The 24,385-nt window shown below is 33.9% G+C and carries 16 protein-coding genes, 4 tRNA genes and 4 pseudogenes; 23 read left to right on the top strand and 1 reads right to left on the bottom strand.

From position 1 onward, the window contains the following. The 5 genes from AC1RYN_RS00935 to AC1RYN_RS00915 form a co-directional block, all read left to right on the top strand. The coding region (locus AC1RYN_RS00935) for a putative porin (protein ID WP_481805457.1) at positions 1-1,551 on the top strand (1,551 nt) is incomplete at its 5' end. A gap of 52 nt (positions 1,552-1,603) precedes the next feature. Continuing rightward, complete coding sequence (locus AC1RYN_RS00930; RefSeq protein ID WP_481805456.1) at positions 1,604-2,965, top strand: pyridoxal-phosphate dependent enzyme; 1,362 nt, start codon at positions 1,604-1,606, stop codon at positions 2,963-2,965. A gap of 100 nt (positions 2,966-3,065) precedes the next feature. After that, positions 3,066-3,548: a 3'-5' exonuclease gene (locus AC1RYN_RS00925; RefSeq protein ID WP_481805458.1), complete on the top strand. Its 483-nt coding sequence runs from the start codon at positions 3,066-3,068 to the stop codon at positions 3,546-3,548. 58 nt (positions 3,549-3,606) lie between these two features. Further along, positions 3,607-4,878 (top strand): DUF2851 family protein, encoded by a 1,272-nt coding sequence (locus tag AC1RYN_RS00920; RefSeq protein WP_481805455.1) that lies wholly within the window; start codon positions 3,607-3,609, stop codon positions 4,876-4,878. 67 nt (positions 4,879-4,945) lie between these two features. Then, complete coding sequence (locus AC1RYN_RS00915) at positions 4,946-5,173, top strand: PspC domain-containing protein (RefSeq protein WP_129537458.1); 228 nt, start codon at positions 4,946-4,948, stop codon at positions 5,171-5,173. A gap of 73 nt (positions 5,174-5,246) precedes the next feature. Here AC1RYN_RS00915 and AC1RYN_RS00910 read toward each other — a convergent pair whose 3' ends face one another. Further along, positions 5,247-6,698 (bottom strand): amino acid permease, encoded by a 1,452-nt coding sequence (locus AC1RYN_RS00910; RefSeq protein WP_481805454.1) that lies wholly within the window; start codon positions 6,696-6,698, stop codon positions 5,247-5,249. Positions 6,699-6,936: 238 nt separating this feature from the next. On the opposite strand from AC1RYN_RS00910, the gene AC1RYN_RS00905 reads away from it, so the two are divergent. The 18 genes and pseudogenes from AC1RYN_RS00905 to rpoC all read left to right on the top strand — a co-directional run bounded on the left by AC1RYN_RS00905 (position 6,937) and on the right by rpoC (position 24,384). Next, a complete protein-coding gene (locus AC1RYN_RS00905; protein WP_481805453.1) occupies positions 6,937-7,824 on the top strand; it encodes a ComEA family DNA-binding protein in 888 nt (295 codons plus the stop codon). Between the two features lie 10 nt (positions 7,825-7,834). After that, positions 7,835-8,974, top strand: a pseudogene (locus AC1RYN_RS00900) (acyl-CoA dehydrogenase family protein). A 356-nt stretch (positions 8,975-9,330) separates the two neighbouring features. After that, positions 9,331-9,525, top strand: coding sequence for a 30S ribosomal protein S21 (rpsU, locus tag AC1RYN_RS00895; RefSeq protein WP_039111382.1), 195 nt, complete (start codon positions 9,331-9,333; stop codon positions 9,523-9,525). A 193-nt stretch (positions 9,526-9,718) separates the two neighbouring features. Next, positions 9,719-10,564 (top strand): tyrosine-type recombinase/integrase, encoded by an 846-nt coding sequence (locus AC1RYN_RS00890; RefSeq protein ID WP_481805452.1) that lies wholly within the window; start codon positions 9,719-9,721, stop codon positions 10,562-10,564. 44 nt (positions 10,565-10,608) lie between these two features. Then, entirely contained in the window at positions 10,609-10,911 is a 303-nt protein-coding gene (gene hpf, locus AC1RYN_RS00885) for a ribosome hibernation-promoting factor, HPF/YfiA family (protein ID WP_481805451.1), read from the top strand. A gap of 90 nt (positions 10,912-11,001) precedes the next feature. Beyond that, positions 11,002-11,075, top strand: a tRNA-Thr gene (locus AC1RYN_RS00880). 55 nt (positions 11,076-11,130) lie between these two features. After that, positions 11,131-11,211: transfer RNA gene (locus AC1RYN_RS00875), tRNA-Tyr, on the top strand. 81 nt (positions 11,212-11,292) lie between these two features. After that, a tRNA-Thr gene (locus tag AC1RYN_RS00870) sits at positions 11,293-11,364 on the top strand. 55 nt (positions 11,365-11,419) lie between these two features. Continuing rightward, positions 11,420-12,609 (top strand): annotated as a pseudogene (tuf, locus tag AC1RYN_RS00865) (elongation factor Tu). 63 nt (positions 12,610-12,672) lie between these two features. Continuing rightward, positions 12,673-12,743: transfer RNA gene (locus AC1RYN_RS00860), tRNA-Trp, on the top strand. An 18-nt stretch (positions 12,744-12,761) separates the two neighbouring features. Continuing rightward, positions 12,762-12,959, top strand: coding sequence for a preprotein translocase subunit SecE (secE, locus tag AC1RYN_RS00855; protein ID WP_035619188.1), 198 nt, complete (start codon positions 12,762-12,764; stop codon positions 12,957-12,959). A 10-nt stretch (positions 12,960-12,969) separates the two neighbouring features. Further along, a complete protein-coding gene (gene nusG, locus AC1RYN_RS00850; RefSeq protein ID WP_039111377.1) occupies positions 12,970-13,521 on the top strand; it encodes a transcription termination/antitermination protein NusG in 552 nt (183 codons plus the stop codon). 67 nt (positions 13,522-13,588) lie between these two features. Continuing rightward, entirely contained in the window at positions 13,589-14,026 is a 438-nt protein-coding gene (gene rplK / locus AC1RYN_RS00845) for a 50S ribosomal protein L11 (protein WP_035619182.1), read from the top strand. Between the two features lie 13 nt (positions 14,027-14,039). Beyond that, the gene (gene rplA, locus AC1RYN_RS00840) at positions 14,040-14,729 is read left to right on the top strand and encodes a 50S ribosomal protein L1 (protein WP_035619180.1); all 690 of its coding nucleotides are present in this window, start codon (positions 14,040-14,042) and stop codon (positions 14,727-14,729) included. A gap of 22 nt (positions 14,730-14,751) precedes the next feature. Further along, positions 14,752-15,252, top strand: coding sequence for a 50S ribosomal protein L10 (gene rplJ / locus AC1RYN_RS00835; RefSeq protein ID WP_481805450.1), 501 nt, complete (start codon positions 14,752-14,754; stop codon positions 15,250-15,252). A 90-nt stretch (positions 15,253-15,342) separates the two neighbouring features. Next, the gene (gene rplL, locus AC1RYN_RS00830) at positions 15,343-15,714 is read left to right on the top strand and encodes a 50S ribosomal protein L7/L12 (protein WP_481805449.1); all 372 of its coding nucleotides are present in this window, start codon (positions 15,343-15,345) and stop codon (positions 15,712-15,714) included. A 261-nt stretch (positions 15,715-15,975) separates the two neighbouring features. Continuing rightward, positions 15,976-19,787, top strand: a pseudogene (gene rpoB / locus AC1RYN_RS00825) (DNA-directed RNA polymerase subunit beta). 290 nt (positions 19,788-20,077) lie between these two features. Continuing rightward, positions 20,078-24,384: pseudogene (rpoC, locus tag AC1RYN_RS00820) on the top strand (DNA-directed RNA polymerase subunit beta'). Position 24,385: the final 1 nt, after the last annotated feature.

Genomic DNA, 24,385 nt, shown 5'->3' with positions numbered 1-24,385 from the left:
AATTACATCTACTTGTTCAGTTACGTATTGCTAAGGTTAATACATGCTCCTGTTGTTAGGGAGGCAGCACCTAGATTTAATGTCTCTGCAGAATATAAGGGATTGCGTTCAGAAGGAAATTATATAAATCAATTGTCGAGCACAGGAAATTTTAAATTAACAGCAAGTTATAGTACTAAAAAGGGACAGTACTATATTAATGCACACTATACTTATCAAGATATCTCTAATGAAGAAAACGGAGGGATAACAAGAACTAATGATTTTGAAAGTGGTAATCCAGATTTTAAAAACCGACAGAGGCTAGAAGTGTATCTTACTGATGCGGAATCATTCTTAAAAGGGAAAAGATTGTTTTTTGATCATGCATATAGGATAAATGAAACACAGGGAAACAATAATTTGTATGTAACGCATCAATTTAATTACGAAAATAAATTTTTTGAATACTACCAACCAACAGTTTTATCAACAGTTGGTACAAGAAATATTCTTCGATTTGGAGATTCGTACGTAACAAGTAATATTAATGACCAGTCGCATTATAATAAAATGTATAATAAGGCAGGAATAGCTTATGAAAACATATTGTTAGGAAAGTTTCAATTTTTTATAGATGATTTTAGAAGTAATTCATACTATGGCAGAGTTTTGATTTTTGATGATGGGGTAATTATTCCTAGTTCATTAAGTCAGGATATTAATAGTTTTGGAGGTCAATATGAATATCAAAAAAACAAATGGAATGGAAGATTTTTATATTCAAGATCAATAACAAATCAATCGCTTTCTAACTTAGAAGCAAAGCTTAAACATGATTTTAGTGATAAAATTAAACTTTCATTTGAATACCAAAACATAAATAAGTTGCCAAATAATAACTTTAATTTATATCAGAGTAGTTATATAGAATACAATTGGTCTAATAAATTTAAGAATGAAAAAATCAATTCTTTAAGTGCTAGTGCAACGACACCATGGGTTAATATGTCCTTTCAGTATTCTGTGTTGAATGATCATATGTATTTTAAAGATGAATCAACAATTGCACAAACTAATGCAGGTACCCAAATTATAAAGCCAGCACAATACGATGGTACAATCAACTACTTAGAAGTAAAAGCCAGTAAAGAATTTAAATTCGGACGTTTTGCATTGGATAATACAGTTTTATATCAAAAAGTAGATCAGGGAGATGCTATATTAAATGTGCCAGAAATCGTAACAAGAAATACGCTGTATTACACTAATTATTTATTTAAAAAAGCACTTTTTTTTCAAACAGGAATTGTGTTTAATTATTTCACTAGTTATTATGGGAATGATTATAATCCTGTAATTGGTGAGTTTTTTGTTCAGAATAAGAAAGAAATAGGAAATTACCCGAACTTAGATTTTTTTATAAATGCAAGAATCAGACAAACGAGAATCTTTTTTAAAGTTGAGCATTTCAATTCGTCGTTTTCAGGTAATAACTTCTATTCAGCACCTAATACTCCATACCGTGATTTAGCCATCCGTTTTGGTTTAACTTGGAATTTCTTCCAATAAAAATAATTAATAATAATGGGAATCAGATTGTATAATTTCCAAACTTAATAAAATGAATTACTCAAAAAATATTTTAGAAACAATCGGTAACACGCCTTTAGTAAAACTTAATAAAATCGTTACTGAAATAGATGCTTTGGTTTTAGCCAAAGTAGAAACTTTTAATCCAGGAAATTCGGTTAAGGATAGAATGGCAGTAAAAATGGTTGAAGATGCCGAAGCCGATGGACGTTTAAAACCAGGAGGAACCATTATCGAGGGAACTTCAGGTAATACAGGAATGGGATTGGCACTAGTTGCAATTATAAAAGGATACAAGCTTATTTGTGTAATTTCGGATAAGCAATCAAAAGAAAAAATGGACATCTTGCGTGCAGTAGGTGCAAAAGTTGTGGTTTGCCCAACAGATGTAGAGCCGACAGATCCTCGTTCGTACTATTCAGTATCGAAACGATTGGCAGAGGAAACTCCAAATTCGTGGTATGTAAATCAATATGATAATCCATCAAATGCATTAGCGCATTATGAGCAAACTGGACCTGAAATTTGGGGACAAACAGCTGGTAAAATAACGCATTTTGTAGTTGGAGTAGGTACAGGAGGAACAATATCAGGAGTTGCAAAATACTTAAAAGAGAAAAACCCTAATATTAAAATCTGGGGAATAGATACTTATGGATCAGTTTTTAAAAAGTACCACGAAACAGGTATTTTTGATGAGAACGAAATTTATTCATATATAACTGAAGGAATTGGAGAAGACATTTTACCAAAAAATGTTGATTTTTCATTAATAGATGGATTTACAAAAGTAACAGACAAAGATGCAGCTGTTTATACTAGAAAAATTGCACTTGAAGAAGGGATTTTTGTGGGTAACTCAGCAGGAGCTTGTATAAAAGGATTGTTGCAACTAAAAGAGCATTTCACAAAAGATGATGTCGTGGTTGTTCTTTTTCATGATTCTGGAAGCCGTTATGTGGGTAAAATGTTTAATGACGATTGGATGCGTGAGAGAGGTTTTCTTGAAGAGAACATTACTAAAGCAGAAGATGTTATAAAAGATCATATCGACAAGCAATTAATCGTTGTACGTACAGAAGAATTAGTTTCACACGCTATTGAAAGAATGCGTAAATATAAAATATCTCAAATTCCAGTAGTAGATATTACAGGCTTTGTAGGTTCAGTTGATGAAACTGATTTATTTAGAAGTTACGTAGCAGATAAAAATGTAGCCGAAAAACCGATTAAAGAAGTAATGGGAAAACCTTTTCCTATTGTGAAATTAGGAACGCCGATTGAAGAAGTTTCTAAACTTTTCACAAAAGAAAATGATGCTGTCCTTGTAGAGCTAGGAAACGGAAGGCATCATATTATTACCAAATACAATATTATTGGTTCAATAAAATAAAACAATAGAGCAATAGTTCATAGCATATTAAATAGCCACAAATCAAGCAAGAAAGTTTGCTGAATTTGTGGCATTTTTGGCTTATAAAAAAATACTAAAAATGACTTTTACAGCTATAGATTTTGAAACTGCTACAGGATATCACCCTTGCTCAGTGGGTATTGTTACGGTAGAAAATGGAGTAATCATTGATGAGTTTGTTGCATTAATTAAGCCGCCTAATAATGAATACTCGCCATTTACAATAAAAGTTCATGGTATTTATCCTCGAGACACAATAAATGCTAAAACATTTACTCAAGTATTTCCAGAAATAAAAAAGCGCCTAGAAAATAGAATTGTTGTTGCTCATAACGAAAGTTTTGATCGTAATGTCTTAGCGAAATCAATGGCATTACATGGTTTAGATTATGAAGATTTAAATATTGCTTCACGTTGGGAGTGTACAGTTAAAATCTATAAGGCAAAAGGACTAAAGCCAACTAAGTTGAGTGATTGTTGCCGTGAAATGAATATTCAACTTAATCATCACGAAGCCTTGTCAGATGCACGAGCTTGTGCTAAATTATATTTATTGAGGTAATTTTCTTATGTTTTAAGTTTTTTTGAATTACTTTAGTCAATCTTTAAAAGACTAAATAATGAAAGAAGATTTTCTACATTACCTATGGAAATATAAAAAGTTCGATACTTTAAATCTAAGAACGTTTAATAATGAAGAGCTTATAATTATTAATGTTGGCCAGTATCTAGAATTGGCTGGACCAGATTTTTTTAATGCGCAAATAATAATTGGAAATCAAAAATGGGCCGGAAACATTGAGGTTCATTTAAAATCTTCTGATTGGTATTTGCATAATCACGAAAATGATAAAGCATATGAGAGTGTAATTTTACATGTTGTTTGGGAGCATGATAGTGAAATATTCAATCAAAATAACTCTGAGATACCCGTTTTGATTTTAAAAAATTATGTTTCAGAAGAAATCATTAAAAATTATAAAACGTTAATAACTCCTAAATCTTGGATTTTTTGTGAAAAAGAAATTAAAGATATTAATAGATTTTCATTTCTAAATTGGCAAGAGCGCTTGTTTTTTGAGCGATTAGAGCGTAAATCGAAGGCTGTTTATGATCTATTGGAGAAAACAAATAATGATTGGGAAGCAGTTTTATTTTGCTTCTTGGCTAAAAACTTTGGCTTAAACACCAATGGAGATTCTTTTTTACAATTAGCCCAATCAATACCGTTTACTATAATTAGAAAAGAAAGTTTTGAAGTTGAAAATTTAGAAGCTTTACTTTTTGGTAATGCTGGATTATTAGATGCTGATAAAGAAGATAATTATTTTAAAGATTTAAAAATTAGATATTTTTATCTATTGCATAAATATCAACTAGAGAGAGTACATGTTGAACCCATGCAGTTTTTTAAGCATCGTCCTGACAATTTTCCGACAATCCGCCTTTCTCAATTGGCTAATTTGTATCATAAATACCAAAATTTATTTTCAAAGATTATAAATTTAAAGACAGTTCAGGAAATTTATGATTTGTTATTGGTTCCAGTAGCTCCATATTGGCAAAATCACTATCTGTTTGATAAAGAAAGTCCTTTTAAATCAAAGAAAACGGTTCGCTCTTTTGTTGATTTACTTATTATTAATACAATTATTCCAATAAAGTTTGCCTATACTAAAAAACTAGGTGAATTTATTTTAGAAGATTTAATTGTTATTTTAAATGAAATTAAACCTGAAAAAAATGCCGTTATTGATAAGTTTAAAGCATTCGATGTTAACGCAGTTAATGCTTTAGAAACACAATCTTTACTGCAATTAAAAAATGAATATTGTAATAAAAATAGGTGTCTTGATTGTGTTGTTGGATTGGAATTGCTAAAGGGGAATTAGAGAAAACAAAATTAAGGAATCAGATGATGGGTAAATTTTGTATTTTTGTCTATTATTTGAAGTATATATGTCAGCAATTATCAAACTTAAATTCTTTTTTGAAAAATACGGTTTTCACGTTTCTTCTAGGTTAGCCGATAGATTAGGAATGCGCGTAACAAGCGTTCGTTTATTCTTTATATATATATCTTTTGTTACGGCTGGACTTTGGTTCGGAGTCTATTTAACATTAGCATTCTGGATTAGATTAAAAGATTTGGTTCGTGCAAAGAGGACTTCTGTTTTCGATTTGTAACTCATTTTACTTCATAAAAAAAGGGATTACAAAGCAACAAAGCTTTGTAATCCCTTTTTTAGTATTCTTATTTTTATTTATCAGGATTGTTTAATTTACTGTTTTTCTTACCGTAAGTAAAGTAAATGACAACACCTAGTGCCATCCAAATTACCAATCTTACCCAGCTTTCGTTAGGCAAAGAGTACATCAGTGCTAAACAAATTATGATACCAGCAATAGGAACAAAAGGAACTAATGGAGTTCTAAAAGATCTTGGAGCATCTGGCATTTTTTTACGCATTACCATAACACCAATACATACTAATACAAACGCTAATAAGGTACCAATACTAACCATGTGACCTAAATCACTTACAGGAACAAATCCAGCGAAAAGACTCACAAATACCAAAAAGAAGACATTAGTTTTCCAAGGAGTACGATATTTTGAATGAATTTCACTAAAGAACTTAGGTAGTAATCCATCTTTACTCATAGTATAAAATACACGGCTTTGTCCCATTAGCATTACTAGTATTACTGATGTATAACCAGTCAGAATCGCAACGATTAAACCAGTTTGTAAAAACGAATATCCAGTTTTTGCAAAAGCAGTTGCGGCAGGTTTTGCATCACCAGCAAATTCATAATAAGGTACAAGGCCAGTCATTACGTGAGCAAATAAAACATATAATATAGTACAGATTATTAAAGAGCCTAAAATACCAATAGGCATTCCTTTTTGTGGATTTTTTGCTTCCTGTGCAGCAGTAGAAACAGCATCAAAACCAATGAAGGCAAAAAACACAGTCCCCGCTCCAGCAGCAATCCCAGACCAGCCAAATTCGCCAAAAACACCTGTGTTTTTAGGGATATATGGAGTGTAGTTTGCAGTGTCAATAAAACTCCATCCTAATACGATGAAAACAATTACAACAGCAACTTTTAGAACAACTAAAAAGTTGTTTATAGATGCAGATTCTTTAGTACCTCTTATTAATAATAAAGAAAGTAATGAAACAATGATAATAGCAGGAAGATTGATAATACCTCCTTCGATAATAGTTCCGTCGCTTAGTTTTAATGTCTCCCAGGGAGAACAAATTAAATTGTGCGGTAGATGTATATTGTATTTGTTAAGTAATTCGAGTAAATACCGAGACCAACTTACGCCAACCGTCGCTGCTCCTAATGCATATTCTAAAACTAAATCCCATCCAATTATCCAAGCCATAAATTCACCCATTGTTGCATAGGAGTATGTATAAGCACTACCAGCAACAGGTATCATCGAAGCAAATTCTGCATAGCATAGACCTGCAAAAGCGCACCCTATAGCCGCTAGAATAAAGGACAATGTAACTGCTGGCCCAGCATGCTCGGCAGCGGCAATTCCAGTTAATGAAAATAATCCGGCTCCAATAATTGCACCTACTCCTAGAGCTACTAAAGAGCGGGAAGATAAAGTTCTTTTTAAGCCTCTTTCAGATTCGGAAGCTTCATTAAGCAATACCGATAGTGGTTTAGTTTTCCAAATTGACATATATTATTTTGGTTAATTGTTATTAAGCTTCAAATGTATTCTTTTTTATAAAAAATAAAAACAATTAGTGCATTTTAAGTTGTAAAATAATTAATTTTATGAAGAATTGTTGGTTTGCCTTGCTTTTTAACTTGATGATATCTTTTATTTATATTGTTTATTTTAAGTTAAAACTTGTTAAATTTATGTTTTTTTGACTTAATTTACAATTCAAAATTAAATTAAGTTTCTGTCAAAGATGAATTTTAGAAAAATCGCTCCTTACTTTAAATTTAGTCCAGAACAAAGAATTGGTATTTTTTTGCTTTTTGCAATAATTATTGTTTTACAGTTGGTTTATTTTTTTGTTGATTTTAGTTCACCATCACAATTTTTTCCAGACAAAGAAAAATGGATGTCTTTACAGAGAGAAATAGATTCAATTAAAAATGATAATGAAAATAAAGAAGAGAAAAAATATTTATTTAATCCCAATTTTATTACTGATTATAAAGGATACAAGCTAGGTATGACAGTCGAGCAAATTGATCGATTGTTAGTTTTTAGAAAACAGAATAAATATGTCAGTTCTCCCAAAGAGTTTCAGGATGTGACAAAAATTTCAGACTCTTTGTTGAGTACTATGATTCCGTATTTTAAATTTCCTGATTGGACAGCTAATAAGAAGGAGATGAAGGAGTATGAAAAATATCCAAATAAGAAGATACACATTAAAAAAGAGAAAAATATACTAATAGACCTCAATCAGGCAACGCAAGAAGATTTAATTAAAGTTTCGGGAATAGGAGAGACTCTTTCTTTACGGATTTTAAAACAGAAAGAAAGTTTAGGGTATTTTGTTTCGATGGAACAGCTTAAAGATATTTGGGGACTTTCGCCTGAAGTTATTTTGAATTTAAATGATCATTTTAAAATTTCTGAGCTTACTTCTTTTAAAAGAATAGCTATAAATGATGCTTCTTTAAAAGAGCTTTCAAGTTTTCCTTATTTCCGATATACACTGGCAAAACAAATCGTCACCTATCGAAGTATGAACGGAAATATAAACAATATTGAGGATTTGATAAAAATTAAGGGCTTTCCTGTTGAAAAAGCAAAAATAATTCGTTTATATTTGGAGTTCTAAAAATATACTAATGAATTTTGATTATAACGAAACGCAATCAATGATTGCTCAGTCCATAAAAGAATTTGCTGAAAAAAATATCCGTCCCCATATAATGGAGTGGGATGAAGCACAAACATTTCCAATTCCATTGTTCAAAGAATTAGGAGCAATGGGTTTTATGGGAGTTTTGGTTCCAGAAGAATATGGAGGATCAGGACTAGGTTATCATGAATATATAACCATTATCGAAGAGATTTCAAAAGTTGATCCTTCAATTGGGTTGTCTGTTGCGGCTCATAATTCATTATGTACAAATCATATTTTAACTTTTGGTAATGAGGAGCAAAAGAAAAAATGGCTTCCTAAATTAGCAACGGCAGAGCATATTGGTGCATGGGGGTTAACAAAATAATACTGGATCCGATGCAGGGGGAATGAATACAACAGCAGTAAAAGATGGAGACCATTGGATTGTAAATGGAGCGAAGAACTTTATTACACATGCTAAATCTGGTGATGTTGCAGTAGTAATTGTACGCACAGGAGAAAAAGGAGACTCGAGAGGAATGACAGCTTTTGTGTTTGAAAAGGAATGCCTGGGTTTACATCAGGAAAAAAAGAGAATAAATTAGGAATGCGTGCTAGTGAAACAGCCGAATTGGTTTTTGATAATTGCCGAATTCCCGATGCAAATCGTTTAGGAAATGTAGGGAGGGGTTTATACAGTCTATGAAGATATTCGACGGAGGGCGAATCTCTATAGGAGCTCTGTCTCTTGGAATAGCTAAGGGAGCTTATGAGGCAGCATTAAAATACTCCAAAGAAAGATATCAATTCGGACAGCCAATCAGTAATTTTTCAGGGGATTTCGTTTAAGTTGGCAGATATGGCAACAGAAATTGAGGCTTCAGAATTATTATTGCATAAAGCAGCATTTTTAAAGCAACAACATAAGCCAGTAACCACAATGGGGGCAATGGCTAAAATGTATGCTTCAGAGGTGTGTGTGAAAGTGGCGAATGAAGCGGTTCAAATTCATGGAGGATACGGATATACAAAAGATTTTCCAGTAGAGAAATTCTATAGAGATTCTAAGTTGTGTACTATAGGTGAAGGGACTACCGAAATTCAAAAAGTAGTTATTTCAAGGAACATCTTAAAAGACTAGTTGTATGATGAGGGTATCCATAAAAAAAAGAAGCCATTCAGTTCGTGTTGATTGGCTTCTTTTTTTTTTATGGATGGGCTTTCTGTTGCAAACGAAGCTTATTGAACTCCAATTAAAATAAATGTTAAGTGAAGTGATTATTTTGTTCTTAAAAAAGAACAAAAAAGGATTTTTGCTTCAATCCTTCACGCAATCTTATAATGTTGTTAAGTCGAGTATTGATTAGCGAAAAAGATTTATGTTAGTTTATCTCAGTAATAGGTATTCCATTAGGAAAAAAATAATTCATAATTTATAACTCATAATTGGAAATAATGTTTACTTTTGCACACTTAACGAAAGGGGGTGTCAATATTATGTTAATTATACCAATTAAAGACGGAGAAAATATCGATAGAGCATTAAAGCGCTATAAAAGAAAATTTGATAAAACAGGAACTGTTCGTCAGTTAAGAGCACGTACTGCTTTTATTAAGCCATCTGTAAAAAATAGAATCAAAATTCAAAAAGCTGCTTACATTCAAAACATGAAAGACAACTTGGAGAGTTAGGTAAAATCTATAATTCAAATAAATGCCGTTAGTCATCAAATTTTTATAACTTTGATGCTAACGGTTTTTTATTTTGTAAATCGAACGATTTTGAGTTTAGTGTTGAAAAGAAGGGGTGGTGTGGTATTCTTTAGAGAAGTAAATAGAGAGTAAAAGTGAAAACAAATAAAGAGGCATTCAGGAATATCTTAAGTTGGAGAAAAAGTATTCTTCGCATACTCTGGGTGCTTATATGAATGACGTGGTTTCTTTTGAGTCATTTAATAAATTGCATTTCGATCAGGAAAATATTGATCAGGTGAATTATAGTCAGATTAGATCGTGGGTGGTTTCGCTTGTGGATGCTAATGTATCAAATGTTTCCGTTAATCGTAAGATGGCGTCTTTAAAAGCATTTTATAGGTTTTTGTTAAAGACAAAGCAAATAGAGGTTAGTCCAATGCAGAAGCATAAGGCTTTGAAGACTCCTAAGGTGGTGCAGGTTCCGTTTTCGGAGAAGGAATTGATAGATTTGATAAATCAGATGGGGGATTCTGAGGGGTTTGAAGGGATTAGGAATAAATTGATAATTGATTTGTTGTATACGACAGGTATTCGAAGGGCGGAGTTGATAGGTTTGCTTGTGGTTAATGTTGATTCGTCTGCTAATACGATTAAAGTATTAGGGAAACGTAATAAAGAGCGTATAATTCCTGTTTTGCCGGTTATTGTTAGGCAGTTTTTGTTGTATGTAGAAGAGCGTAAAAGTATTGAGAATATAGTTGATCAAGAATATTTTTTTATTACTAAAAAAGGGTTAAAATTGAATGAAACCTTTGTGTATCGATTAATAAATTCATACTTTAGTAAAGTCTCTGAAAAGGTAAAAAAAAGTCCTCATGTCCTCCGACATACATTTGCGACTCATTTATTAAATAACGGGGCTGATTTAAATTCAGTAAAAGAATTATTGGGACATTCAAGTTTGGCATCCACTCAGGTGTATACGCATAGTAGCTTAGCAGCTCTTAAAAAAAGTATATGTAGATGCGCATCCTAGGAATAAAAAATAATTCTAAAATGTTTAATTCTAAAATAACTATTATGAAGGTAAGTATTAATGCGGTTAACTTTACTGTTGACAGAAAGTTGGTAGATTTCGTTCAGGAAAGAATGGATAAGTTGGAAAAGTATTATGACAGGGTGGTATCAGTAGATGTTTTTTTAAAAGTTGAAAAAACTAGTGACAAGGAAAACAAAATTGCCGAGATAAAGATTAATGTTCCTGGGGATGATTTTTTGGTAAAAAAACAGTGTAAAACCTTTGAGGAGGCGGTTGAGCTTTCGGCAGAGTCCTTGGAAAGGTTGTTGGTTAAGAGGAAAGAAAAAATAAGAACACATATTTAATGTAATTTTTTTTTAAAAAATGTTTTGATTCAAAGATAAAATAGCTACATTTGCAGTCCGTTAGAAATAGCGGACTTTTTTATTGAAATTGCCAGCGTAGCTCAGTTGGCTAGAGCAGCTGATTTGTAATCAGCAGGTCGTGGGTTCGAGTCCCTCCGCCGGCTCAAAATAATTCAAATGCGATTTGAAATTGTTCATGTAATTATTGATAAAAAAAATGGGGAGATACTCAAGCGGCCAACGAGGGCAGACTGTAAATCTGCTGTGAGAACTTCGCAGGTTCGAATCCTGCTCTCCCCACAAAAGAGGAAATTAAAATTGTGGTTTTTGGGTTTTGAAATCTAGAAGCTGAGTTTTGAAATCTGAAATTTAGAATTCTCTGCCGGTGTAGCTCAGGGGTAGAGTGCTTCCTTGGTAAGGAAGAGGTCTCGGGTTCAATTCCCGACATTGGCTCAAGTAAGTAGGAAATTGAAAATTAATATATAACTAAGATTAAAAATTAAGTAAAATGGCAAAGGAGAATTTTAATCGTTCCAAACCGCACTTAAACATAGGTACAATTGGACACGTGGATCACGGAAAAACTACATTAACTGCTGCAATTACTAAAGTATTGTCAGATGCAGGTTACTGTCAAGCTAAATCGTTTGATCAAATCGATAACGCTCCAGAGGAGAAAGAAAGAGGTATTACAATTAATACTTCACACGTAGAGTATGAAACAGCTAATCGTCATTACGCTCACGTTGACTGTCCAGGTCACGCGGATTACGTAAAGAACATGGTTACTGGAGCAGCTCAAATGGATGGAGCTATCTTAGTAGTTGCTGCTACAGATGGTCCAATGCCACAAACACGTGAGCACATCCTTTTAGGACGTCAAGTTGGTATTCCAAGAATCGTTGTTTTTATGAACAAAGTGGATATGGTTGATGATGCTGAGTTGTTAGAGCTTGTTGAGATGGAAATCAGAGACTTGTTATCTTTCTACGAGTATGATGGAGATAATGGTCCTGTTGTTCAAGGTTCAGCTTTAGGAGGATTGAATAATGATCCTGCTTGGGTTCCTAAAATTATTGAATTAATGGAAGCTGTTGATGCTTGGATCGAAGAGCCAGTACGTGACGTTGCTAAACCATTCTTGATGCCGGTTGAAGATGTATTTACAATTACAGGACGTGGAACTGTTGCTACAGGTCGTATCGAAACTGGTATTGCTAATACAGGAGATCCAGTTGAAATCATTGGTATGGGAGCTGATAAATTAACTTCTACTATTACAGGAGTTGAGATGTTCCGTAAAATCCTTGATAGAGGTGAAGCTGGAGATAACGTAGGTTTATTGTTAAGAGGTGTTGATAAAGAATCTATCAAAAGAGGAATGGTTATCATTAAGCCAGGATCAGTAAAACCACACGCTACTTTCAAAGCAGAGGTTTATATCTTGAAAAAAGAAGAAGGTGGACGTCATACTCCATTCCATAATAATACTACCGTCCACAGTTCTACGTACGTACAACTGACGTAACAGGAGTTATTACTTTACCAGAAGGTGTAGAGATGGTAATGCCAGGAGACAACTTGACTATTAATGTTTCTTTATTAAGCCCAATCGCAATGAGCGTAGGTTTACGTTTCGCTATCCGTGAAGGTGGTAGAACAGTAGGAGCAGGTCAGGTAACTGAAATCGTAGGATAATCCTATAAAAATAAAACAATAAAAGCCAGTTGGTTTTCTTAACTGAGATCACTGGCTTTAATTACGGGCGTAGTTCAAGGGTAGAATAGCGGTCTCCAAAACCGTTGATGGGGGTTCGAATCCCTCCGCCCGTGCAATAATAAATATATCTCATGACAAAAGTTGTTAATTACATATCAGAAGCATTCGAGGAATTGAAGTCAAATGTAACTTGGCCAGCATGGGCAGAAGTGCAACGATTGACGATTGTAGTAGCTGTATTTTCAGTATTATTCGCTTTGGCAACTTGGGGAGTAGATGAATTTTTTGCAAAAGCATTGGCTGGATTTTTTAACTGGATAAAAGCGTAATTTTTTTGTAATGGCAGATAATAATGTGAAAAAGTGGTATGTGGTTCGAGCAGTAAGTGGACAAGAGAATAAAGTCAAAGCTTACATCGAAACTGAAATTGCCAGATTAGGTATGGGTGATTATGTTTCCCAAGTTTTAGTTCCTACTGAAAAAGTGGTAACTGTGAAAGAGGGTAAAAAAATAGCTAAGGATAAAGTGTATTTTCCTGGGTATGTTATGATCGAAGCCAATTTAGTTGGTGAAATACCTCATATTATTAAATCGATAACTAGTGTAATTGGTTTTTTAGGCGAAATTAAAGGTGGTGAGCCTGTTCCGCTTAGATTATCAGAGGTAAATAGAATGCTAGGTAAGGTTGATGAACTGGCTGTTAACACAGATACACGTTCAATTCCTTTTAACTTAGGAGAAACAATTAAGGTAATTGATGGACCTTTCAACGGATTCAATGGAACAGTTGAAAAAATCAATGAAGAAAAGCGTAAGCTAGAAGTAATGGTTAAGATTTTCGGAAGAAAAACACCATTGGAGTTAAGCTTTATGCAAGTAGAAAAAGTATAATTTTTGTTACATCTATAATAACCACTACAATTGCTTCCAATAATTGCAGTGTTAAATTTTTTAAAAAATGGCTAAAGAAATTAGTAAGGTAGTTAAACTACAAGTTAAGGGAGGTGCTGCGAATCCGTCGCCACCGGTTGGACCTGCTTTAGGAGCTGCTGGGGTTAATATCATGGAGTTCTGTAAGCAATTTAATGCTAGAACACAAGATAAACCTGGCAAAATATGCCCAGTACAAATTACTGTGTATAAAGACAAATCATTTGATTTTGTTGTAAAAACTCCTCCAGCAGCAGTTCAGTTAATGGAAGCTGCAAAGCTAAAATCTGGTTCAGGTGAGCCTAATCGTAAAAAAGTAGCTAGTGTTACTTGGGAACAAATTAGAGCTATTGCTGAAGACAAGATGCCAGACTTAAATGCATTCACTATGGAGTCTGCAATGAGTATGGTCGCTGGAACAGCTAGATCTATGGGTATAACTGTATCAGGAGATTCTCCTTTTTAATTAAGAGAAAGACATGGCAAAATTGACAAAAAAGCAAAAAGAGGCTGCTTCAAAAATTGAAAAGAACAAACTATATTCTCTTAAAGATGCTGCGGCATTATTAAAAGTAGTTGCTTCTGCAAAATTTGATGAGTCTGTTGATATCGCAGTTCGTTTGGGTGTAGATCCAAGAAAAGCAAATCAAATGGTTAGAGGTGTAGTAACATTACCTCACGGAACAGGTAAAGATGTAAAAGTATTAGCATTGGTTACTCCAGATAAAGAAGCAGAAGCTAAAGAAGCTGGAGCAGACTATGTAGGTCTTGATGATTATTTACAAAAAATAAAAGATGGTTGGACAGATGTTGATGTAATCATCACTATGCCAGCTGTAATGGGTAAATTAGGTCCATTAGGTCGTATTTTAGGACCTAGAGGTTTAATGCCAAACCCTAAAACAGGTACTGTAACTATGGATGTTGCAAAAGCTGTTCAAGAGGTTAAAGCTGGTAAAATTGACTTTAAAGTTGATAAAACTGGTATCGTTCACGCAGGAATTGGTAAAGTTTCTTTTGGAGCTGAGCAAATTGTTGACAACGCACACGAAATTATTCAAACATTAATAAAACTTAAACCAACTGCTGCTAAAGGTACCTACATTAAAGGTATTCACCTTACAAGCACTATGAGTCCTGCTATTGCATTAGACCCAAAAGCAGTATAATTGGTAGTTAAAAATTTTTAGTATGACTAGAGAAGAAAAATCAATCGCGATTGAAGATTTAACTGCACAGTTAGCTGGTACAAATATTATTTATGTAGCAGATATTTCTGGACTTAATGCAGAAACAACTTCAAACTTGAGAAGAGCTTGCTTTAAAGCAGGTATTAAATTAGAGGTTGTAAAAAACACATTGCTTGCAAAAGCTATGGAAGCTTCTGAAAATAATTATGGTGAGTTGCCTTCAGTATTGAAAGGAAATACTTCAATCTTTATTTCAGATGTTGCAAATGCACCTGGAAAAATTATCAAAGATTTCCGTAAGAAATCTGATAAACCAATTTTAAAAGGAGCTTTTATTAATTCAGAAGTTTACATTGGAGATGATCAATTAGATGCATTAGCAACTATCAAATCTAAAGAAGAACTTCTTGGAGAACTTATTGGATTACTTCAATCTCCAGCTCAAAGAGTTATCTCTGCTTTACAAAACCAATTCGCAAACAGCGAGGAGGAAGAAGCATAATGACAAATGCGGGAAATTTTATTTCCTTGCTGCTTAATTAGCGCACAATAAATAATTATATTTTACAAATCATTTTAAACGATAGAAAAAATGGCAGATTTGAAACAATTCGCAGAACAATTAGTTAACCTAACAGTTAAAGAAGTTAACGAATTAGCAACAATATTAAAAGACGAGTACGGTATCGAGCCTGCTGCTGCAGCTGTTGTAGTTGCTGCTGGAGGTGATGGTGCTGCTGCTGAAGAAGCACAAACTGAATTTACAGTTGTATTAAAAGAAGCTGGTGCTTCTAAATTAGCTGTAGTTAAATTGGTAAAAGAACTTACAGGTTTAGGTCTTAAAGAAGCTAAAGATGTAGTTGATAGTGCTCCAAGTAACGTTAAAGAAGGTGTTTCTAAAGAAGAGGCTGAAGGTCTTAAAAAATCTTTAGAAGAAGCTGGAGCTGTTGTTGAGCTTAAATAATTCAACTCAGTTTTAGAACTAGGTTTAGGTCTTGAGTTATCTCAATGACCTAAACCATTTTTCGTATAATAAAATATATCAAGTTTTATTATCAAATAGTTTAAAATACGAAAAAGTTTTTGATCAATACGAAGAAAAAAATTAGGCTGAATTTCGTTAGTTTATTTTTAAAGATGTATTGATTATAATAAGAAAGTATAGATTAAACAGTGTGTTTTTACACAAAAAATTACTTTTTTTTAATCAAAATTTTGTCCATTGATGATAACAAATCAGACTGAAAGATTGAATTTTGCCTCTACAAAAAATATTCCTGTATATCCAGATTTCCTAGATGTTCAGGTTAAGTCTTTTAAAGATTTTTTTCAATTAGAAACTAAATCTGACGAAGAGGCAACGAAGGGTTGTACAACACCTTCATGGAAAATTTTCCAATCACAGATACAAGAAATAACTTTGTATTGGAGTTCCTAGATTATTTTGTTGATCCACCACGTTATACAATTCAAGAATGTATAGAGAGAGGTCTTACTTATAGTGTGCCTTTAAAAGCTAGGTTAAAACTATATTGTACAGATCCAGAACATGAAGATTTTGAAACTATTGTACAAGATGTTTATCTAGGTACAATTCCTTATATGACTCCAAGCGGTACTTTTGTTATCAATGGTGCTGAGCGTGTAGTAGTGTCTCAACTACACCGTTCTCCTGGGGTTTTCTTTGGACAATCATTCCACGCAAATGGAACAAAACTTTATTCTGCCAGAGTAATTCCTTTTAAAGGATCTTGGATAGAATTTTCTACAGATATTAATAGCGTAATGTATGCTTATATCGATAGAAAGAAAAAATTACCAGTTACAACTTTATTCCGTGCAATTGGATTCGAAAGAGATAAGGATATCCTTGAAATTTTCGACCTTGCTGAAGAAATTAAAGTTTCTAAAACAGGTATTAAAAAATATATTGGAAGAAGACTTGCTGCACGTGTATTAAATACATGGCATGAGGATTTCGTTGATGAAGATACTGGTGAAGTAGTTTCTATCGAACGTAACGAAATCATCCTTGATAGAGATACTATTATCGACAAAGATAATGTTGAAGAAATCATCGATTCTAACGTTAAATCTATTTTGTTACATAAAGAGGATAATAATCAAGCAGATTATGCTATTATCCACAATACATTACAAAAAGATCCAACAAACTCTGAAAAAGAAGCTGTTGAGCATATTTACCGTCAGCTGCGTAACGCTGAACCGCCTGATGAGGAAACTGCTCGTGGTATCATAGATAAATTGTTCTTCTCTGATCAACGTTATAACTTAGGTGAAGTTGGTCGTTATAGAATGAACAAAAAACTTGGTCTAGATATCCCAATGGAAAAGCAAGTGCTTACCAAAGAAGATATCATTACCATTGTAAAATATTTAATTGAATTAATCAACTCTAAAGCTGAGATTGATGATATTGATCACTTATCAAACCGTCGTGTTAGAACAGTTGGAGAACAATTGTCTCAACAATTCGGTGTTGGTTTAGCACGTATGGCTAGAACTATTCGTGAGAGAATGAACGTTAGAGATAACGAGGTGTTTACACCAATTGATTTGATTAATGCTAAAACATTATCATCAGTTATCAACTCTTTCTTTGGTACTAACCAGTTGTCTCAATTTATGGATCAAACGAATCCACTTGCTGAGATTACGCACAAAAGAAGATTATCTGCACTTGGACCAGGTGGACTTTCGAGAGAAAGAGCTGGTTTCGAGGTACGTGACGTTCACTATACGCATTACGGACGTTTATGTCCAATTGAAACTCCTGAGGGACCAAACATTGGTTTGATTTCATCTCTTGGTGTTTATGCTAAAGTTAACGGAATGGGATTCATTGAGACTCCTTACCGTAAAGTAACTAACGGTGTTGTAGATCTTGACACTACTCCAGTATATTTAAGTGCTGAAGAAGAAGAAGGAATGTTGATTGCGCAAGCAAACATCGAAATGGATGCAACAGGAAAAATTATCGCTGAAAACGTAATTGCACGTCAGGAAGGTGATTTCCCTGTAATCGAGCCAACACAAGTAGATTATACAGACGTTGCTCCAAATCAAATTGCTTCTATTTCTGCATCTTTGATTCCTTTCTTAGAGCATGATGATGCGAATAGAGCTTTGATGGGATCAAACATGATGCGTCAGGCAGTACCTTTAATTCGCCCTGAAGCCCCTATTGTAGGAACAGGTTTAGAGCGTCAAGTTGCGTCTGATTCAAGAGTATTGATTAATGCAGAAGGTGATGGAACAGTAGAATATGTTGATGCAAACATCATCACTATTAAATACGATCGTTCTGAAGAAGAAAGAATGGTTAGTTTTGAGTCTGATGAAAAAACATATAATCTAATTAAATTTAGAAAAACCAATCAAGGAACAAGTATCAACTTGAAACCAATCGTTAAGAAAGGTGATAGAGTAGCACTTGGTCAAGTATTATCAGAAGGATATGCTACACAAAATGGAGAATTAGCTTTAGGTCGTAACCTAAAAGTAGCGTTCATGCCATGGAAAGGGTATAACTTTGAGGATGCGATTGTAATTTCTGAAAAAGTAGTTCGTGATGATATCTTTACGTCAATTCACGTAGATGATTATTCATTAGAAGTTAGAGACACAAAATTAGGTAACGAAGAGTTAACTAATGATATTCCTAACGTTTCTGAAGAAGCTACTAAAGATTTAGATGAAAACGGTATGATTAGAATTGGAGCAGAGGTTAAACCTGGCGACATTCTTATCGGAAAAATTACTCCAAAAGGTGAATCAGATCCTACTCCAGAAGAGAAATTGCTTCGTGCAATCTTCGGAGATAAAGCAGGTGATGTTAAAGATGCTTCATTAAAAGCCTCTCCTTCTTTACATGGTGTAGTTCTTGATAAAAAATTATTTGCAAGAGCCGTAAAAGATAAACGTAAACGTACACAAGACAAAGATGCTTTAGGTGCTTTGGAAATGGAATTTGAAACTAAATTTGTTGAATTAAAAGACAGATTGGTTGAAAAATTATTCTTGATCGTTAACGGAAAAACATCTCAAGGTGTAATGAATGATTTGGGTGAAGAAGTTTTGCCAAAAGGTAAAAAATATACTCAAAAAATGCTTTACGCAGTAGAAGATTTTGCTCACTTAAGTAAAGGTCAGTGGGTTGCAGATGATGCAACTAATAAAATGGTTAATGATTTAATTCATAACTATAAAATTAAGTTGAATGACTTACAAGGATCTTTAAGAAGAGAGAAATTCACTATTACTGTTGGAGATGAATTGCCAGCAGGAATCTTGAAATTAGCAAAAATTTATATTGCTAAAAAACGTAAGTTGAAAGTAGGGGATAAAATGGCAGGACGTCACGGTAACAAAGGTATTGTTGCAAGAATCGTTCGTCATGAAGATATGCCTTTCCTTGAAGACGGAACACCTGTAGATATTGTATTGAATCCACTAGGGGTACCTTCTCGTATGAACATTGGTCAGATTTATGAAACGGTTTTAGGTTGGGCTGGACAAAATTTAGGTAGAAAATTTGCTACTCCAATTTTTGATGGTGCTACTTTAGATCAAATCAACGAATTGACTGACGAAGCGGGAATACCAAGATTCGGTCATACGTATTTGTATGATGGAGGTACTGGAGAACGTTTCCACCAAAGAGCAACTGTAGGTGTAATCTACATGTTGAAATTAGGACACATGGTAGATGATAAGATGCACGCACGTTCTATCGGACCATACTCGTTGATTACACAACAACCACTTGGAGGTAAAGCTCAATTTGGAGGTCAGCGTTTTGGAGAGATGGAGGTTTGGGCACTTGAGGCTTATGGAGCGTCAAGTACACTACGTGAAATCTTAACTGTTAAGTCTGATGACGTTATTGGTAGAGCTAAAACTTACGAAGCAATCGTTAAGGGAGAGTCAATGCCAGAACCAGGTTTACCAGAATCATTCAATGTATTGATGCACGAATTGAAAGGTCTTGGACTTGATATTCGTCTAGAAGAATAAATAAAAATTTTCAGTCGCAGTCTCAGTATTTCAGTTCAACACTGAAAACTGAGACTGAAACTGTTTAGTAAAGTTTAAGTTTTTAAGATTTATACCCGTAACCCGTTCCGATTTTTTATAGTAATGCAAGGCATTTTATAACTAGCGCTTCAAAAATTGAGTTTGAAGTTTAGAGAAGTAACCCGAGGTAGCAGCGTAATGATTTAACTCTTTTATTAGGAAACTTTTAAAAGATGTAGATTATAATCTAAAATCAATTTTTAATAGCAAATAAATCAATAGTAAAAACTATGATGAATAATAGAAATAATAATAAAGATAAAAATCCTGTAAAAAGATTTAATAAAATCTCTATAGGATTGGCTTCACCAGAATCTATCTTGAAAGAATCAAGAGGAGAGGTGTTGAAACCAGAAACAATTAACTACAGAACTCACAAACCAGAACGTGACGGACTTTTTTGCGAAAGAATCTTCGGACCTGTTAAGGATTTTGAATGTGCTTGTGGTAAATATAAAAGAATTCGTTACAAAGGTATTATATGTGACCGTTGTGGTGTTGAAGTTACTGAAAAGAAAGTACGTCGTGATAGAGTAGGACATATCAACCTTGTTGTGCCTATTGCTCATATCTGGTATTTCCGTTCTCTTCCTAATAAAATTGGTTATATCCTTGGACTTCCTTCTAAGAAATTAGATATGATTATTTACTACGAAAGATACGTAGTAATTCAAGCAGGTATTGCTAAAAATGCAGATGGAGAATCTTTACAAAGATTAGACTTTTTAACTGAAGAAGAATATTTAAATATTTTAGATTCTCTTCCTCAAGACAATCAATATTTAGATGATTTTGATCCTAATAAATTTGTTGCCAAAATGGGAGCAGAGTGTATTATGGATTTATTGGCACGTATTGACTTAGACGAGTTATCTTACCAACTAAGACACAGCGCTAACAACGAAACATCTAAACAACGTAAAACAGAAGCATTAAAAAGATTACAAGTAGTTGAGTCTTTCCGTGAGTCTAACTTAAACCGCGAAAACCGTCCAGAATGGATGATTATGAAAGTGGTTCCTGTTATTCCACCAGAATTACGTCCGCTTGTGCCACTTGATGGAGGTCGTTTTGCAACTTCAGATTTAAATGATTTATACCGTCGTGTAATTATACGTAACAACCGTTTGAAAAGATTAATGGAGATTAAAGCTCCAGAAGTTATCTTAAGAAACGAGAAACGTATGTTGCAAGAATCAGTAGATTCATTATTTGATAATACACGTAAAGCTTCTGCTGTTAAAACAGAATCAAACAGACCATTAAAATCATTATCAGATTCATTAAAAGGTAAACAAGGACGTTTCCGTCAAAACCTTTTAGGAAAACGTGTGGATTATTCTGCTCGTTCGGTAATTGTTGTTGGACCGGAATTAAAATTATTCGAATGTGGTATTCCTAAAGATATGGCATCTGAATTATACAAGCCTTTCGTTATCCGTAAGTTGATAGAAAGAGGTATTGTTAAAACGGTAAAATCTGCTAAGAAAATTATAGATAAGAAAGAGCCAGTAGTTTGGGATATCCTTGAAAATGTAATTAAAGGTCACCCAATATTACTGAATCGTGCTCCTACTTTGCACAGATTAGGTATCCAGGCATTCCAACCAAAATTAATTGAAGGAAAAGCAATCCAATTGCACCCTCTAGTTTGTACGGCATTTAATGCCGATTTTGATGGGGAATCAAATGGCGGTACACTTACCATTAGGACCAGAGGCTATTTTGGAAGCTCAACTATTAATGTTGGCTTCTCATAATATCTTAAACCCTGCTAACGGTGCGCCAATTACTGTACCTTCTCAGGATATGGTCTTGGGTCTATATTATATGACCAAAAGACGCTTTTTTTCGACTCCAGAACTTAAAATTTTAGGTGAAGGCTTAACTTTTTACTCTGCAGAAGAAGTAAATATTGCATTAAACGAAGGAAGATTAGAATTGAATGCTTCAGTGAAAATTAGAGCAAAAGATTTTAATGAAGCTGGAGAGTTAGTGTATCTATCAATGATTAAAACAACTGCTGGTCGTGTATTGTTTAATGAAAGAATAGTACCAAAGCAGGAGGATATATCGATGATGTATTGACTAAGAAAAACCTTAGAGATATTATTGGACACGTTTTAAGCGCAACCAATGTACCTACTACAGCTGCCTTCTTGGACAATATGAAAGATATGGGGTATAATTTGCCTTTAGAGGAGGATTATCATTCTCTCTTGGTGATATTAGAATTCCAGAACAAAAAACTAAGTTGATTGCAGATGCCAGAGAACAAGTTGAAGGTATCTCAACAAACTATAACATGGGTCTTATTACCAATAACGAACGTTACAACCAAGTTATTGATGTTTGGACTTCTGCAAATGCTCAACTTACAGAGTTAGCAATGAAAAATATTAGAGAAGATCAACAAGGATTCAACTCTGTATATATGATGCTTGACTCTGGGGCAAGGGGATCTAAAGAACAGATTCGTCAGTTAACTGGTATGCGTGGTTTGATGGCTAAGCCTAAAAAATCTACTGCTGGTGGTGGTGAGATTATTGAAAACCCGATTCTTCTCTAACTTTAAGGAAGGACTTTGATCCTTTAGTACTTTATCTCTACTCACGGTGCTCGTAAAGGACTTGCGGATACGGCTCTTAAAACTGCCGATGCTGGTTACTTAACAAGAAGATTACATGACGTTTCTCAAGATGTTATTGTTAACATTGAGGATTGTGGTACTCTTAGAGGTGTTGAAGTTTCTGCATTGAAAAAGAATGAAGAGATTGTTGAATTGTTAGGAGAAAGAATTTTAGGGACGTTTGCATTGCAAGATGTAATAAATCCTTTAACAAGTGACTATTTAGTAAGATCAGGTGAGCAAATCACAGAAGCTATAATGAAAGCGATTGAGGCTTCTCCAGTAGAGAAAGTTGAAGTCGTTCTCCATTAACTTGTGAAGCGCTTAAAGGAATCTGTGCTAAATGTTACGGTAGAAACTTAGCTACTGGTAAAATGACTCAAAGAGGAGAGGCAGTTGGAGTAATTGCAGCTCAATCTATTGGAGAGCCAAGCACAGTTAACATTACGTACTTTCCACGTTGGAGGGGTTGCGGGTGGTATTTCTGAAGAATCTAGCATCGTTACAAGATTTAACGGTAAACTAGAAATCGAAGATTTAAAAACTGTTAAAGGTGAGGATAACGAAGGTAATTCAGTTGATATTGTAGTATCTCGTTCTACCGAATTGAAATTAATTGATGAAAGAACAGGTATCTTATTAAGTACAAACAACATTCCTTACGGTTCTAGCATCTTTGTAAAAGATGGACAATCGGTTGTTAAAGGAGATGTAATCTGTAAATGGGATCCATATAATGGAGTTATCGTTTCTGAGTTTACTGGTAAAATTGCTTACGAAGATTTAGAGCAAGGTCAATCATTCATGGTTGAAATTGATGAGCAAACAGGATTCCAAGAAAAAGTAATTTCTGAATCAAGAGCTAAAAAATTAATTCCAACTTTATTAGTTTATGGTAAAGAAGGTGAATTAATTCGTTCTTATAACTTACCAGTTGGAGCCCACTTAATGGTTGAAAACGGTGAGAAAATTAAAGCAGGTAAAGTATTGGTAAAAATTCCACGTCGTTCTTCAAATCAGAGAATTACCGGAGGTTTACCAAGAATTACAGAGTTGTTAGAAGCTCGTAATCCTTCAAACCCAGCTGTAGTTTCTGAAATTGATGGATTCGTTTCTTTTGGAAAAATCAAAAGAGGTAACCGTGAGATCGTTATCGAATCTAAATTTGGTGATGTTAGAAAATACTTGGTTAAATTATCAAGCCAAATTCTAGTTCAGGAGAATGACTTCGTTAGAGCAGGTGTGGCATTGTTCAGACGGTTCGATTATCCAGACGATATTTTAAGAATTCAAGGACCAGCTGCTGTTCAACAGTACTTAGTAAATGAAATTCAAGAAGTATCCGTTTACAAGGGGTAAAAATCAATGACAAGCACTTCGAAGTTGTTATTCGTCAGATGATGCGTAAAGTAAGAGTACAGATTTGCTGATACTTTATTCTTAGAAGATCAATTGATTCATACTAAGGATTTTATCGTTCAAAACGATAAATTATACGGAATGAAAGTAGTTGAAGATGCTGGAGATTCTAGCGTATTAAAAGCGGGTCAGATTATTTCTCCTCGTGAATTACGTGATGAAAATTCATTATTAAAACGTACAGATAAAAATCTAGTAGTAGCTAGAGATGTAATTACTGCAACTGCAACACCAGTTCTACAAGGTATTACAAGAGCTTCGCTACAAACTAAATCATTTATTTCTGCTGCTTCTTTCCAAACGACTAAAGTACTTAACGAAGCTGCAGTAGCAGGTAAAGTAGATTACTTAGAAGGATTGAAAGAAAATGTAATTGTTGGACATAGAATCCCTGCAGGAACTGGTATGAGAGAATACGATCATACAATTGTAGGTTCAAAAGATGATTACAATGAAATGATGGCTAATAAAGAAGAATATATTTATTAAT

Source organism: Flavobacterium sp. TC780 (assembly GCF_056783245.1).
This window is presented reverse-complemented; position numbering and strand designations above follow the sequence as displayed.